This window comes from Streptomyces sp. PA03-5A (assembly GCF_033792725.1).
Lineage (GTDB): Bacteria > Actinomycetota > Actinomycetes > Streptomycetales > Streptomycetaceae > Actinacidiphila.
Map to the genome: position 1 here is coordinate 48,700 of NZ_JARAVL010000009.1, position 12,900 is coordinate 61,599.

Sequence of the window (12,900 nt, forward strand, 5' to 3'; positions counted from 1 at the left end):
TCCGGAAGGGCCGTGACCGGCCTCAGCGTCGGGGCACGAAGCGCACCGGCAGCCCCGGGACGGCCTGCGCGGCCGCGGCCAGGCCGCGCTCGGGGACGACGCCGACGACCGGGTAGCCGCCGGTGGTGGGCGAGTCGGCGAGGAAGACCACCGGCCTGCCGTCGGGCGGCACTTGGACCGCGCCCACGACCATGCCCTCGCTGGGCAGCTCCCGGTGGACGGCGCGCTCCAGCACCGGCCCCGTGGTGCGCAGCCCGATGCGGTTGCTGCGGTCCGACACCCGGAAGCGGCCGGCCGCGAGGGTCCGTACGGCCGCGGCCGTGAACCAGTCGTCGCGCGGACCGAGCCGCAGCGGCAGCACGAGCTCCCGCGGCGGACCGGCGTGCGGGGCCAGGTCGGCGTGGACGGGCAGCCCGGCCCCCGAGCCCAGCGGCAGGACGTCACCGTCCCCGAGCGGGGCGGGCCCGAGCCCGGACAGCAGGTCGGTGGAGCGGCTGCCGAGCACCGCGGGCACGGCCACTCCGCCCCCGACCGCGAGGTAGCTGCGCACGCCCCGCGTGGCGGGCCCGACCTCGAGCACCGCCCCGGCCGGCAGCCGCACGGGGGTGCCCCAGGGGGCGGGACGGCCGTCGAGCAGGACCGGTGCCGGGGCTCCGGTGACCGCGACGACGGCGGGGCGGGTGACCCGCACGGTCACCCCGGTCAGCGTGGTCTCCAGGGTCGCGGCGCCGTCGGCGTTGCCCACCAGTCGGTTGGCGAGCCGGTGCGCCGGACGGTCCAGGGCCCCGGAGCGGGCGACGCCGAGGGCCGCGTGGCCGTACCGCCCGAGGTCCTGGACGGTGGTCAGCGCGCCGGCCCTGACGACCCGCAGCTCGCCCCCGCTCACGCGCCGGCCCCGGCGGGCACGGGGACGAAGCGCACCCGCGTGCCGGGCGCGAGCAGCGCGGCCGGTTCGCGTTCCAGGTCCCACAGGCGCACGGAGGTGGTGCCGATCAGCTGCCAGCCGCCCGGCGAACTCCTCGGGTAGATGCCGGTGTAGGGGCCCGCGACGGCCACCGAGCCGGCGGGCACCGAGGTGCGCGGCTCGGCCCGGCGCGGCACGCCGTACCGTGCGCCGAGGCCGGTCATGTAGGCGAAGCCCGGGGCGAACCCGCAGAAGGCGACGCGGTGTTCGGCACCGGTGTGCAGCCCGGCCACGTCCTCCTCCGCAACGCCCCACCGCTCGGCCACGACCGCCAGGTCGGGCCCGTCGTAGCGCACGGGGATCTCCACGAGCGGCCCGCTCCCGGCGGCCCGGGCCGCGACGGTCCAGCCGCGCAGCTCGGCGCGGAGCGCGGCGGTGTCCGGCACCCCGTACAGCAGCACGGTCCGCTCGCCGGGGACGATCTCGCGCACCGGCCCGAGGCTGCCATCGCCGCGGCGGCGCAGGAGCTCGGCGTGCCAGGACTGCGCCTCCTCGGCGGTGGCGAGGTCGATCAGGAGCGCGTCCTCCCCGACCGTGAGGACCCTCACGCGAACGCCTCCAGCCGCACGCCCGCGTCCTCGAGCGCGGCCCGCACCCGCAGGGCCGTGGCCACCGCGTCCGGGGAGTCGCCGTGCAGGCACAGCGACCGCGCCCGTACGGTCACCCGCTCGCCGGTCAGGGCGGTGGTGACGCCGTCGCGGGCGAGGGCGACCGCCTGCCGGGTGACGTCGTGGGGGTCGGCGAGGAGCGCGCCCGAGGTGCCGCGCGGGACGAGTGTGCCGGCGGCGGTGTAGGCGCGGTCGGCGAAGGCCTCCCCCACCACGTCCAGCCCGGCCTGCCGGGCCGCGCGCTCCATGGCCGAGCCGGGCAGGCAGAGCACCGGCAGGGCCGGGTCGGCCCGCCGGGTGCCCGCGGCGACGGCGGCGGCCTGCTCGTCGTCGACGACGACCCTGTTGTAGAGGGCCCCGTGCGGTTTCACGTACGCCACCTGGGCCCCGGCGGCGCGGGCGAAGACCTCCAGCGCGCCGATCTGGTAGGTGATCTCGTCGGCCAGTTCGTCGGCGGGCACCTCCATCGCCCGCCGGCCGAACCCCGCCAGGTCGCGGTAGGAGACCTGGGCGCCGATGCGCACCCCGCGCCCGGCCGCGGTGTCGCACACCCGGCGCATGATGCCGGGGTCCCCGGCGTGGAAGCCGCAGGCGACGTTGGCGCTGGTCACGACGGAGAGCAGGGCGTCGTCGTCGGTGAGGACCCACCGCCCGTAGCCCTCCCCCAGGTCCGCGTTGAGGTCGATCACGAGGTCTGTCATCGGTGCGGCGAGCTCCTCGGGAAGGGTCGCGTCCGGTCGGGCGACGCGAGCTGCGGTCTCCGGCGGGCCGGTGGCGAACGGGTACCCGGCGCTCGATCACCGTAGATTCTTGTTGAACAATCCCACAAGAGTCCTGTTGTCTTGTCCCCCGCTCTCGGATTGACTGGGCCCGCGCCGCGGGCCCGCGGCGGAGCGGAGAGGGGCGGGGACGATGGCAGCCGAGGTGGATCCGGCGGTCCTCGTGGGCGACCGCGCGCTGCTGGCACGCTCCAGCACCGCCGACCGCGTCGCCGCCGTGCTGCGCAGCCGGATCTCCGAGGGCCACCTGCCGCCGGGCGCCAAGCTCGCCGAGGACGTCGTCGCCGGGGCGCTGGGCGTCTCCCGCAACACCCTCCGCGAGGCCTTCCGGCTGCTGACGCACGAGAGACTGCTGGTGCACGAGCTCAACCGCGGGGTCTTCGTCCGGGTGCTGACCGTGCGGGACGTCGTCGACGTCTACCGGGTGCGGCGCCTGGTCGAGTGCTCCGTGATCCGCGGCCTCGTGGCCCCGCCGTACGACCTGACCGGGGCGGCGGAGGCCGTGACGGAGGGCGAGCGGGCCGCGGCCGGGGAGCGGTGGGGCCTGCTCGGCACGGCCGACATCCACTTCCACCAGGCGCTGGTCGACCTCGCGGGCAGCGCCCGGCTGACCGGGCTCATGACGGGCGTGCTCGCCGAACTGCGCCTGGCCTTCCACGCGATGGACGACCCGCGCGAGTTCCACGCCCCCTACCTGGGCGGCAACCGGGAGATCCTCGCCGCCCTGGAGGCGGCCGACCCCGCGAAGGCGGAACTGCTGCTGGCGTCCTACCTCGACGACGCCGAGGCGCAGCTCGTCCGCCGGTGCTCCGGACCGGCCGGGGGCGGGGACCAGCGCGGCTGAAGCCTCGTGCACGGTGCACACGAGACTCGTGCGTCATCAGGACTGCCCACGGCGCGCGGCTGATCCGTAGGCTGATGTCACAGCGCAGCACCTCCAGACCCAGCCTTTGGACGGAGCCGTTCGATGAAGATGCTGATCAATGTCCCGGAGACCGTCGTGGCCGACGCGCTGCGGGGGTTCGCGGCCGCGCATCCCGAGCTGACCGTGGACGTGGAGAACCGGTTGGTCGTGCGCCGGGACGCGCCGGTCGCGGGGAAGGTCGGGCTGGTCTCCGGTGGCGGGTCGGGGCACGAACCGCTGCACGGCGGGTTCGTGGGACGCGGGATGCTCGACGCGGCCTGCCCGGGCGAGGTGTTCACCTCCCCCGTCCCGGACCAGATGGTCCGGGCCGCCGCGGCGGTGGACAGCGGGGCCGGGGTGCTGTTCATCGTGAAGAACTACACCGGTGACGTGCTCAACTTCGACATGGCCGCCGAGCTGGCCGAGGACGAGGGGATCGTGGTCGCCAAGGTCCTGGTCAACGACGACGTCGCGGTGACCGACAGCCTCTACACGGCGGGACGGCGCGGCACCGGCGCCACGCTCTTCGTGGAGAAGATCGCGGGCGCGCTGGCCGAGGAGGGGGCGCCGCTGGAGCGCGTCGAGGCGGTCGCGCGGCGCGTCAACGAGCTCTCGCGGAGCTTCGGCGTGGCACTGACCGCGGTCAGCACGCCCGCCAAGGGCGCGCCCACCTTCGACCTCCCGGCGGGCGAACTGGAGCTGGGCATCGGCATCCACGGCGAGCCTGGCCGGGAGCGGCGGGCGATGATGACCTCGGGCGAGATCGCCGAGTTCGCCGTCGACGCCGTCCTGGACGACTTCCGCCCGACCGGTCCGGTGCTGCTGCTGGTGAACGGCATGGGCGGGACGCCGCTGCTGGAGCTGTACGGGTTCAACGCCGAGGTGCACCGCGTGCTCGGGGCGCGCGGCGTGACGGTGGCCCGCACACTGGTCGGCAACTACGTGACGTCGCTGGACATGGCGGGCGCGTCGGTGTCGCTGTGCCAGGTGGACGAGGAGCTGCTGCGCCTGTGGGACGCGCCGGTGAGCACGCCGGGCCTGCGCTGGGGCGCCTGAGCGAGCAGAAGGAGAGCGGGAGAGATGAGCGAGGCATCGTCCACCGGAGCGGGCCAGGTGATCGACACGGCTTTCCTCCGCCGTTGGCTCACCGCCGCGGCCTCGGTGATCGAGCGCGAGGCGGACCGGCTGACGGAGCTGGACTCCCCCATCGGCGACGCCGACCACGGCGCGAACATGCGGCGCGGTTTCATCGCGGCGCGCACCGCGGTGGAGAAGGAGCCGCCGGACACCCCGGGCGGTGTCCTGGTGCTGGTCGGGCGGCAACTGATCAGTACGGTCGGCGGGGCCTCGGGGCCGTTGTACGGGACGCTGCTGCGCAAGGCGGGCAAGGCCCTGGGCGACGCCCACCAGGTGGCGCCGGAGGAGTTCGCACAGGCGCTGCGGGAGGGGGTCGACGGCGTGGCGCAGCTGGGCGGCGCGGCGCAGGGGGACAAGACGATGCTGGACGCACTGGTGCCGGCCGTGGAGTCACTGTCGTTCGCCCTCGACAAGGGTGCGGGGCTCGCGGAGGCGCTGTCGGCGGCCGCGATCGCCGCGGACGAGGGCGCGCTGGCGACCGTGCCGCTGCAGGCCCGCAAGGGGCGGGCGAGCTACCTCGGGGAGCGCAGCATCGGCCACCAGGATCCCGGGGCGACCTCCTCGGCCCTCTTGCTGGGCGCCCTGGCCGGCACCGCGCGGGGCGGTGCGTCATGACGGTCGCAGTGGTGCTGGTGTCGCACAGCGCCGAGGTCGCCGAGTCGGTCGCCCGTATGGCGACCGGCCTGAGCGGCGGCGGGGCCCGGGTGCCGGTGGCCGCCGCCGGCGGCGCGCCGGACGGCGGACTCGGCACGGACGCCGCGAAGATCGCCGCCGCCGCGCACGCTGTCGACCAGGGCGACGGCGTCGCCGTCCTCGCCGACCTGGGCAGCGCGGTCCTGACGGTGAAGACGCTGCTCGCCGACGAGGACGAACTGCCGCCCGGCACCCGGCTGGTCGACGCGCCGTTCGCCGAGGGCGCGGTGGCCGCGGTGGTCACCGCGTCGGCGGGCGCCGACCTGGACGCCGTGGCCGCGGCGGCCCAGGACGCCTACACGTTCCGCAAGACCTGAGCGCCGCGGCCGTCGTCGGTCGTCAGCTCCGGCGGGCGCCGGCCCCGTACCGGCGCTCGAACCGCTCGACGCGTCCGGCGGTGTCCAGGACGCGGGCGTTGCCGGTGTAGAACGGGTGGCTCGCGGAGGAGATCTCCACGTCGACCACCGGGTAGGTGTTCCCGTCCTCCCAGACGACGGTCTTCTCGCTGGTCATCGTGGAGCGGGTGAGGAAGGCGTGGTCCGCGGCGCGGTCGCGGAAGACGACCGGACGGTAGACGGGGTGGATCGTGTGCTGCACGGTGTGCTCCAGTCTGGGGAAGGGACGGGGGACGGTCGGCCTCGCCGGTGTCAGCGCTCCTCGCGGAACGGCACGTGACGGCCGACGGCCGGGTCGTACTTGCTCAGGACCATGCGGTCCGGGTCGTTGCGCCGGTTCTTGCGGGTCACGTAGGTCGTGCCGGTGCCGGCGCTCGACCGGAGCGTGACCACCGGGCGCTGCTCGCTGCGTGCCATGCGGTGCCCTCGGCTTCCATAATGGTTTTCATTTTCTTCGGACGTGCTCCTCAACACGGGGGCCGTCGCGTCCATTCCCGCCGCTCCCCGCCCGGTGCGGCGAAGATGGAGGCAGGGGGTCCCGCACGGCGACAGGAGGGCCGGCACCGATGGCCCGAGGCCCGCACCAGCACACCGCGGCAGCCCCGCTCGCACTGTCCCGCGGGGCGCTGTGCTTCCTGGTCATGGCCTACCTGCTGATCGCCGCGTGCGTGGTCCTGGACCTGACCAGCGGCCCGCAGACCACCCTGGCCCCCGTGCTGGCGGCCCTTCCGGTGCTCGCCGGTGCGCACTCCCGCCGCGCCCGCGGGCCGCTGGCGGCCGGGGCGCTCGCGATCGGCCTGGTCTTCGTGCTCGCGGCGGCGAACCACGGGGTCCCGGCGCTGGTCCACGTGGCCTCCGCGATCACCGTGCTCGCGGTGACCTTCACCAGCACCGGCGCCGTCGTCCTGATCACCGGGCGGGAGCGGGAGCTGGCCCGGGTCCGCGGGGTCGCCGAGGCGGCGCAGAGCGCCCTGCTGCGTCCCGCGCCGCCCCGGATCGGACGGCTGCGCGTCGCGGTGCGGTACGTGGCGGCGGAGGCGGAGGCCCGTATCGGCGGGGACCTGTACGAGGTGGTGCCGACCGACCACGGGGTGCGGGTGCTGCTCGGCGACGTGCGCGGCAAGGGACTGACCGCTGTGGAGACCGCCGCCGACGTCCTCGGCGTCTTCCGGGAGGCCGCCCGCTCCGAACCGGACCTGGAGGCGGTGGCCGCCCGGCTGGACGGCGCGCTCTCCCGCAGCGGCGGTAGCGAGGACTTCGTCACCGCCGTGCTGCTGACCGTCCCGGAGGACGGCGACGCCGCCGTGCTCGTCAACTGCGGCCATCCCGCGCCGCTGCTGCGGCGCGCCGGCGCGGTGACCGAGCTGACGCCGGAGCCCGCGGCGCCGCCGCTCGGGCTCCTCGCCCTGACCGGCGACCGCTACCGGCCGCGGACGGTCCCCTTCCACCGCGGCGACCTGCTGCTGTTCTTCACCGACGGTGTGGTCGAGGCCCGCGACCGACGGGGCCGCTTCTACCCGCTCGCCGACCGCGTGCGGGAGATGACGGAACAGGACCCGGACGACCTCCTCGACCGGGTGCTGGCCGATCTGCGCTCCTGGAGCGGCGGCGGCCTCGGCGACGACGCGGCACTGCTGGCCGTGCGCCGCACACGGTGACGGACGCGTGCGTCTTCACTTCCGGGGGGGGACAGCGCCCACGACCACCACTGCACCGACTCCGCGCTGCTGCCGAAACAAGGGCGGCATGCGCACCGGCGCCCGCGCCCCTGTGCTGCTTCCCGACGGGACGGCGATCGCGGGCCTTTACGCCGCGGGCAACGTCAGCGCGGCCGTCGCGGGGCACAGTTGCGCCGGGGCGGGCTCGACCATCGGCCCCGCGGACCTTCGGCCACGTCGCGGCCAACGACATCGCCGACCACTGAACCCGGCGGCAGATCAGGGCCGCCCCATCCGCTCGACCTCGGCGACCGCCTCGCCGAGCCACCGCGACCAGAAGGTCTCCAGGTCGATGCCCGCACGCAGCACCAGGTGCCGCAGCCGGTCCTCGTCGGCGCCGCGCCCCGGCGGGAAGTCGCGCCGCTCGATCTCGGCGTACTCCGCCAACTGCCGCTCGTGCAGCTCGAGATGGCGCCGCAACTCGGCCGCGAGCCCGTCGGTCCCGACCACCGCCGCGGCGCGCAGCCGCAGCAGCAGCGGGTCGCGGATGGGTTTGGGGTCCTCGGTGGCCGCCACCCAGGCGGTGAGTTCGGCGCGGCCCGCGGGCAGCACTTCGTACTCCTTGCGCTGGCCGCGGGCGGGCTGCGCCGCGGGCAGGGCCCGGATCAGCCCCGCCTCCTCCAGCCGGCCCAGTTCGCGGTAGATCTGCTGGTGCGTCGCGGACCAGAAGTAGCGGATCGAGCGGTCGAAGCGGCGTGCCAGCTCAAGGCCCGAGGACGGCTTCTCCAGCAGGGCGGTCAGGATGGCGTGCGGCAGCGACATGCCCGCATCCTACGGACGGGCCGGGGTCACAGCGCCGCGGCCACTTCGGTGCCCTGGCGGATGGCGCGCTTGGCGTCCAGCTCGGCCGCGACGTCGGCGCCGCCGATGAGGTGCACGGAGTGCCCGGCCGCGCGCAGCGCCTCGTACAGGTCGCGGCGCGGCTCCTGACCGGCGCACAGGACGACGGTGTCGACCGGCACGGTCCGCCGCTCGCCGTCGACGGTGATGTGCAGGCCCTCGTCGTCGATGCGCTCGTAGACGGCGCCCGCGACCATGGTGACGCCGCGGTGCTTGAGCTCGGTGCGGTGGATCCAGCCGGTGGTCTTGCCCAGCCCCGCGCCGACCTTGGTGGTCTTGCGCTGCAGCAGGTGCACGGTGCGCGGCGGCCGCGGCCGCTCGGGCGCGCGCAGCCCGCCGGGCGCGCGGTAGTCGGTGTCGACCCCCCACTGGCGGAAGTACGTCTCCGGGTCCCGGCTCGCGCCCTCGCCGCCGTCGGTGAGGAACTCCGAGACGTCGAAGCCGATGCCGCCCGCGCCGACGACGGCGACCCGCTCGCCGACCGGGGCGCCGTCGCGCAGCACGTCGAGGTAGCTCAGCACGCTCGGGTGGTCGACGCCGGGGATCTCCGGGGTGCGCGGGGTGACGCCGGTGGCCAGGACGATCTCGTCGAAGCCCTGGTCCGCCAGGGACTCCGCCGTGACGTGGGTGCCCAGACGCAGCTGCACGTCCTCCTCGGCGAGCCGGGTGCGGAAGTACCGCAGCGTCTCGTCGAACTCCTCCTTGCCCGGCACCTTGCGGGCGATGTTGAGCTGTCCGCCGATCCGGTCGGCGGCGTCGAAGAGGGTGACGGCGTGGCCGCGTTCGGCCGCCGCGACGGCGCAGGCGAGCCCGGCGGGCCCGGCGCCGACGACGGCGACGTTCTTGCGCAGGCGGGTGGGGAGGAGGACGAGTTCGGTCTCGTGGCAGGCCCGGGGGTTGACCAGGCAGGAGGTGAGCTTGCCGCTGAAGGTGTGGTCCAGGCACGCCTGGTTGCAGCCGATGCACGTGTTGATGGCGTCCGCGCGGTCCTCGCGGGCCTTCGCGACGAAGTCCGGGTCGGCGAGCATCGGGCGGGCCATCGACACCATGTCGGCGGCGCCCTCGGCGAGCAACCGCTCCGCCACCTCGGGGGTGTTGATGCGGTTGCTGGTGACCAGCGGCACCGATACCGCGCCCATCAGCTTCTTCGTCACCCAGGTGTACGCGCCGCGCGGGACGGAGGTGGCGATGGTGGGGATGCGGGCCTCGTGCCAGCCGATGCCGGTGTTGATGATCGTCGCGCCGGCCGCCTCGATCTCCTTGGCGAGGGAGACGACCTCCTCCAGGGTGGACCCGCCGGGCACCAGGTCCAGCATGGACAACCGGTAGACGATGATGAAGTCGGGTCCGACCCGCTCACGGGTGCGGCGGACGATCTCCAGCGGGAAGCGGGTCCGGTTCTCGTAGGAGCCGCCCCAGCGGTCGTCGCGGTGGTTGGTGGCGGAGGCGATGAACTCGTTGATCAGGTAGCCCTCGGAGCCCATGATCTCGACGCCGTCGTACCCCGCCCGTTGCGCGAGCGCGGCCGCCCGCACGAAGTCCTCGACGGTCTCCTCGACCTCCTCGTCGGTGAGGGCGTGCGGGACGTAGGGGCTGATCGGTGCCTGCAGTGCGCTCGGGGCGACCAGGTCGGGGTGGTACGCGTACCGGCCGAAGTGCAGGATCTGCATCGCGATGCGGCCGCCCGCGCGGTACACGGCGTCGGTGACGACGGCGTGCTGCGCCGCCTCGGCCTCGGTGGTCATCCGGGCCCCGCCCGGATAGGGACGGCCCCGGTCGTTGGGGGCGATGCCGCCGGTCACGATGAGGCCGACGCCGCCGCGGGCCCGGGCGGCGTAGAACGCGGCCATCCGCTCGAAGCCGCGCTCGGCCTCCTCAAGCCCGATGTGCATCGAGCCCATGAGCACCCGGTTCGGCAGGGTGGTGAAGCCGAGGTCGAGCGGGCTCAGCAGGTGCGGGTACGGGCTCATCGCGGGGTCTCCTCGGGCGGCGGCGCGCGGTGTCTTCGCGACTTTTGTAGACCACCCGAGGGCGATTATGCAACCAGTTGCAAAAGTGTTCCGCGCTACGCCGCACTGCGCGGCGCTATGCCGCCGGGCGGCTCCAGCGCGGATCGCGGCCCGTCCCCGCCAGCAGTGCCTCGAAGGCGGAGGCCCCGGCGGGCACCGGCGCGGGCTCGCCGAAGACCCCCATTTTCCGGGCGGTCGGCCCCATCGCGGCCACCAGTTCCTCCAGCGCCCGCAGCCCCTCGTCGTGCGGCGTGAACGGCAGCCCGGTGGCACGGGCGAGGTCCCAGGGGTGCACCGTCAGGTCGAGCAGGGCCATGGCACCGACGGTGCGCGCCGGCAGGTTCATCGACCCGGCCACGCCCTCGTCGGCGCCCGGCGCCGCCCAGGCCTCGACCAGCAACTCCGTCTCCTTCTCGAAGCGCGCCCGCCAGCCCTCGCCGTAAGCGCAGAGACGGTCCGGGGTGACCGAGAAGTCGGCCTCCCCACGGGCCGCGAGGGCCTGGAAGCCCACGACCACGTGGAAGAGGTGGTTGAGCAGGCTCCGCACGTCGTACTCGGCGCACGGCGTGGGCGCGTCCAGGGCCTCGTCGGGCAGCGCACGCACCAGGGGCAGGGCCCGGTCGCGGGCCGCGGCGAGCAGTTCACCGGTCCTCGTCGTCATGGGGCCGACGCTAGGGCGGGGCGGGCCCCGGCGGCTTGAAGAAATGCGACAGGGGCGCCCCGTAGGATCGCCGGTATGGCAGGTCCGGACAGCCCGCGCCACGACACCCGGGGCATCGTCGACGCCCCGGAACTCTTCGCCCGCGTCCGCTTCCGGCGCCGGGCGCCCGCGCCCGCACTGCGGCCGTACCTGGAGCACTACTGGCTGATCGACTGGGACCTCGCCGAGCCGTACGCCTCGCACGTCGTGCCGCATCCCTCGGTCAACATCGTCTTCCAGCGCCACGGCACCACCCCCGACTTCGGCGAGGTCGCGGGCATCGGGCTCGAGCTGTTCACGCAGAAGCTGGAGGCCACCGGACGCGTCTGCGGCATCCAGTTCCGGCCCGGCGGCTTCCGGCCGTTCGCACCCACGGTGCCGGTGTCGCACTGGACGGGCCGGCGCGTCCTCCTGGACGAGGCGCTGCCCGGCCACGAGGCCGCGCCGGGCGCGGTGCTCGGCCCGCAGGACGAGGACGCCCGCGTGGCCGCCCTCGACGCCTTCCTGCTGTCCCTCTCCCCTGCCCCCGACCCGCAGGCGGCCCTCGCGACGGCGCTGGCCGACCGCATCCGCCACGACCGGTCCATCCTGCGGGTCGAGGACTTCGCCCGCGCCGAGGGCATGACGGCCCGCTCGCTGCAGCGGCTGTTCGCGGCGTACGTCGGCGTCAGCCCGAAGTGGGTCATCCTCCGCTACCGCATCCACGAGGCCCTGGAGCGCGCCGAGTCCGAGGCGTCCGTCGACTGGGCCGCCCTCGCCGCGGAGCTCGGCTACAGCGACCAGGCCCATCTGGTGCGGGACTTCACTGCGACCGTGGGCGTGCCGCCGACCGCCTACGCGAGCTGACCGGCGCCCCACGGGCGTCGCACGACCGGCCCGGCCCGATTCCACCCGCGGGCCCAGCCGAGCCAGGCGTCTCCCTCCGCGAAGGGCCACCACCGCCGCGCCGAACACCGCCGCGCAGCGGCCCCGCAGGCGCAGCACCACCAGCTCAACCGCCCCGGGGCCCGGGACCAGCCCGACGGCACAGCTCCCCACGGGGCCACAGCGCAGCAGTCCGGCACCCGCCGCCACCCGTGCCCGGCACCCCGCGGGCACCGCACGACCGGCCCGGCCCCACCCCGGGGCCCCTGGCACGCCGGACGGCGCAACGGTCACCGGAGCGGGCCGGCGCTCCGGAGTGCACCCGCGCCGCTGCCTCCCGCCCGGCCCGCCCGGTCAGTCCCCGGCCTCGGGGCCCGCTCCCAGAACGGCCTGCAGCTCGGCGAAACGCCGGACCTGCGACGTGCCTGCGGCCAGCTCGCTGAGCGCGTACGCCGTGGTCTTGAAGCCGTCCCCGTGATGGAACTCCGCACCCCAGGCACCGAGCCGCACCCAAGCCACCTCGTCCAGCCCCAGGCGGTGGGTGCCCCACGGATTGACCGCCACGATCCCGGCCGGGCCGACCTCGAGCCGGACCCTGTGGACGAACCACCAGAAGAACAACGAGACGCCGACGGCGAATCCCGACGACAGCCCGGCCGACCGGGCCGTCGCCGCTTCCGGCGAGGAGATCCAGCCGGCCCAGCCGACGAGCGCCTTCACGCCCAGGACCGCCGGGAGCAGGAAGCCCGCCGCACGAGCCGCCCCGCCCACCCGCCACACCGCTACCGGAGCCCCACCCTGGTCGTCCATACCCGCATGGTGGCCGCCTCCCCCGCCCCGGGGCGGCAGGGTTACCAACTCCTGACCCTCGCACATGCGTCGGAGGCGGCCACGACGGGGCATACCGACATCGAGTGCGCACAAGCGGCTCATCCCCCCACACGCACACAGGTCACGTCGCGTCACGCGGCAGAGGAGGCCTGCCCCATGACCGGTCCCATCACGCCCCGGCTCACCCCGATCCCCGTCGACGGCATGACGCCGTGCGGCCGTGTCGCGACCGGCGCGACGCAGCCGTGCGGGGAGCCCGCACGGTGGCACATCCAATGGCTCCCCGGGCACGGCTCGTTCGCGTGCCCGGGCCACATGGCGGAGGCGCGGCGGCTGTTCGCCTACGTCGACCGCCACCAGGTCGGCCCGGACTGCAACATGCCCGGTGCGCTGTGGTCGGCGGGGCGGTGCGCCGTGCCCCGGGACCAGGCCCGGGCGGCGTGAGCCCAAGGGTCTGC

At 75.1% G+C, this 12,900-nt stretch carries 16 protein-coding genes and 1 pseudogene; 8 read left to right on the plus strand and 9 right to left on the minus strand.

Annotation, left to right across the window (positions count from 1 at the left end):
* Nucleotides 1–22: 22 nt before the first annotated feature.
* Genes PV410_RS13145 through PV410_RS13155 form a run of 3 tightly spaced genes read right to left on the minus strand, consistent with a single transcriptional unit; the run spans nucleotide 23 to nucleotide 2,273 of the window.
* Nucleotides 23–886, minus strand: coding sequence for a 5-oxoprolinase subunit C family protein (locus tag PV410_RS13145; RefSeq protein ID WP_500324286.1), 864 nt, complete (start codon nucleotides 884–886; stop codon nucleotides 23–25).
* Nucleotides 883–1,512: a 5-oxoprolinase subunit B family protein gene (locus PV410_RS13150; protein WP_500324287.1), complete on the minus strand. Its 630-nt coding sequence runs from the start codon at nucleotides 1,510–1,512 to the stop codon at nucleotides 883–885. The genes PV410_RS13145 and PV410_RS13150 overlap by 4 nt, the downstream gene beginning before the upstream one ends.
* On the minus strand, nucleotides 1,509–2,273 hold the full coding sequence (locus PV410_RS13155; RefSeq protein ID WP_500324288.1) for a LamB/YcsF family protein: 765 nt from the start codon (nucleotides 2,271–2,273) through the stop codon (nucleotides 1,509–1,511). Before PV410_RS13155 ends, PV410_RS13150 begins: the two co-directional genes overlap by 4 nt.
* Before the next feature lie 211 nt (nucleotides 2,274–2,484).
* Here PV410_RS13155 and PV410_RS13160 point away from each other — a divergent pair, with 211 nt between their 5' ends.
* The 4 genes from PV410_RS13160 to PV410_RS13175 all read left to right on the plus strand — a co-directional run bounded on the left by PV410_RS13160 (nucleotide 2,485) and on the right by PV410_RS13175 (nucleotide 5,402).
* Complete coding sequence (locus PV410_RS13160; protein ID WP_500324289.1) at nucleotides 2,485–3,195, plus strand: GntR family transcriptional regulator; 711 nt, start codon at nucleotides 2,485–2,487, stop codon at nucleotides 3,193–3,195.
* Between the two features lie 123 nt (nucleotides 3,196–3,318).
* Nucleotides 3,319–4,311 carry a dihydroxyacetone kinase subunit DhaK gene (gene dhaK, locus PV410_RS13165; protein WP_500324290.1) on the plus strand — a complete coding sequence of 331 codons (993 nt, stop codon included), beginning with the start codon at nucleotides 3,319–3,321 and terminating at the stop codon, nucleotides 4,309–4,311.
* Nucleotides 4,312–4,335: 24 nt separating this feature from the next.
* Nucleotides 4,336–5,007 carry a dihydroxyacetone kinase subunit DhaL gene (gene dhaL / locus PV410_RS13170; RefSeq protein ID WP_500324291.1) on the plus strand — a complete coding sequence of 224 codons (672 nt, stop codon included), beginning with the start codon at nucleotides 4,336–4,338 and terminating at the stop codon, nucleotides 5,005–5,007.
* The gene (locus PV410_RS13175) at nucleotides 5,004–5,402 is read left to right on the plus strand and encodes a PTS sugar transporter subunit IIA domain-containing protein (RefSeq protein WP_500324292.1); all 399 of its coding nucleotides are present in this window, start codon (nucleotides 5,004–5,006) and stop codon (nucleotides 5,400–5,402) included. Before dhaL ends, PV410_RS13175 begins: the two co-directional genes overlap by 4 nt.
* Before the next feature lie 22 nt (nucleotides 5,403–5,424).
* On the opposite strand, the gene PV410_RS13180 is transcribed toward PV410_RS13175, so the two are convergent.
* The gene (locus PV410_RS13180) at nucleotides 5,425–5,682 is read right to left on the minus strand and encodes a 50S ribosomal protein L31 (protein WP_499510636.1); all 258 of its coding nucleotides are present in this window, start codon (nucleotides 5,680–5,682) and stop codon (nucleotides 5,425–5,427) included.
* 50 nt (nucleotides 5,683–5,732) lie between these two features.
* Nucleotides 5,733–5,897 carry a 50S ribosomal protein L33 gene (gene rpmG / locus PV410_RS13185; RefSeq protein ID WP_500324293.1) on the minus strand — a complete coding sequence of 55 codons (165 nt, stop codon included), beginning with the start codon at nucleotides 5,895–5,897 and terminating at the stop codon, nucleotides 5,733–5,735.
* A gap of 149 nt (nucleotides 5,898–6,046) precedes the next feature.
* On the opposite strand from rpmG, the gene PV410_RS13190 reads away from it, so the two are divergent.
* Together PV410_RS13190 and PV410_RS13195 are read left to right on the plus strand one after the other, a co-directional pair.
* Nucleotides 6,047–7,138, plus strand: coding sequence for a PP2C family protein-serine/threonine phosphatase (locus PV410_RS13190; protein ID WP_500324294.1), 1,092 nt, complete (start codon nucleotides 6,047–6,049; stop codon nucleotides 7,136–7,138).
* 27 nt (nucleotides 7,139–7,165) lie between these two features.
* Nucleotides 7,166–7,404, plus strand: a pseudogene (locus PV410_RS13195) (FAD-binding protein); the annotation flags it as partial.
* A gap of 13 nt (nucleotides 7,405–7,417) precedes the next feature.
* Here the strand turns inward: PV410_RS13195 and PV410_RS13200 are convergent.
* From PV410_RS13200 to PV410_RS13210, 3 genes are all read right to left on the minus strand, one after another.
* Nucleotides 7,418–7,960 (minus strand): PadR family transcriptional regulator, encoded by a 543-nt coding sequence (locus PV410_RS13200; protein WP_499510640.1) that lies wholly within the window; start codon nucleotides 7,958–7,960, stop codon nucleotides 7,418–7,420.
* Nucleotides 7,961–7,986: 26 nt separating this feature from the next.
* Entirely contained in the window at nucleotides 7,987–10,008 is a 2,022-nt protein-coding gene (locus tag PV410_RS13205; protein ID WP_500324295.1) for an FAD-dependent oxidoreductase, read from the minus strand.
* Nucleotides 10,009–10,123: 115 nt separating this feature from the next.
* Nucleotides 10,124–10,708, minus strand: coding sequence for a TIGR03086 family metal-binding protein (locus tag PV410_RS13210; RefSeq protein ID WP_500324296.1), 585 nt, complete (start codon nucleotides 10,706–10,708; stop codon nucleotides 10,124–10,126).
* A 75-nt stretch (nucleotides 10,709–10,783) separates the two neighbouring features.
* Here PV410_RS13210 and PV410_RS13215 point away from each other — a divergent pair, with 75 nt between their 5' ends.
* Nucleotides 10,784–11,593, plus strand: coding sequence for a DUF6597 domain-containing transcriptional factor (locus tag PV410_RS13215; protein ID WP_500324297.1), 810 nt, complete (start codon nucleotides 10,784–10,786; stop codon nucleotides 11,591–11,593).
* Between the two features lie 372 nt (nucleotides 11,594–11,965).
* Here PV410_RS13215 and PV410_RS13220 read toward each other — a convergent pair whose 3' ends face one another.
* Nucleotides 11,966–12,421 (minus strand): hypothetical protein, encoded by a 456-nt coding sequence (locus tag PV410_RS13220; RefSeq protein ID WP_500324298.1) that lies wholly within the window; start codon nucleotides 12,419–12,421, stop codon nucleotides 11,966–11,968.
* Between the two features lie 177 nt (nucleotides 12,422–12,598).
* Here PV410_RS13220 and PV410_RS13225 point away from each other — a divergent pair, with 177 nt between their 5' ends.
* Nucleotides 12,599–12,886, plus strand: a complete 288-nt coding sequence (locus PV410_RS13225) for a hypothetical protein (protein WP_500324299.1) — start codon at nucleotides 12,599–12,601, stop codon at nucleotides 12,884–12,886.
* The last annotated feature ends 14 nt before the right edge of the window (nucleotides 12,887–12,900 follow it).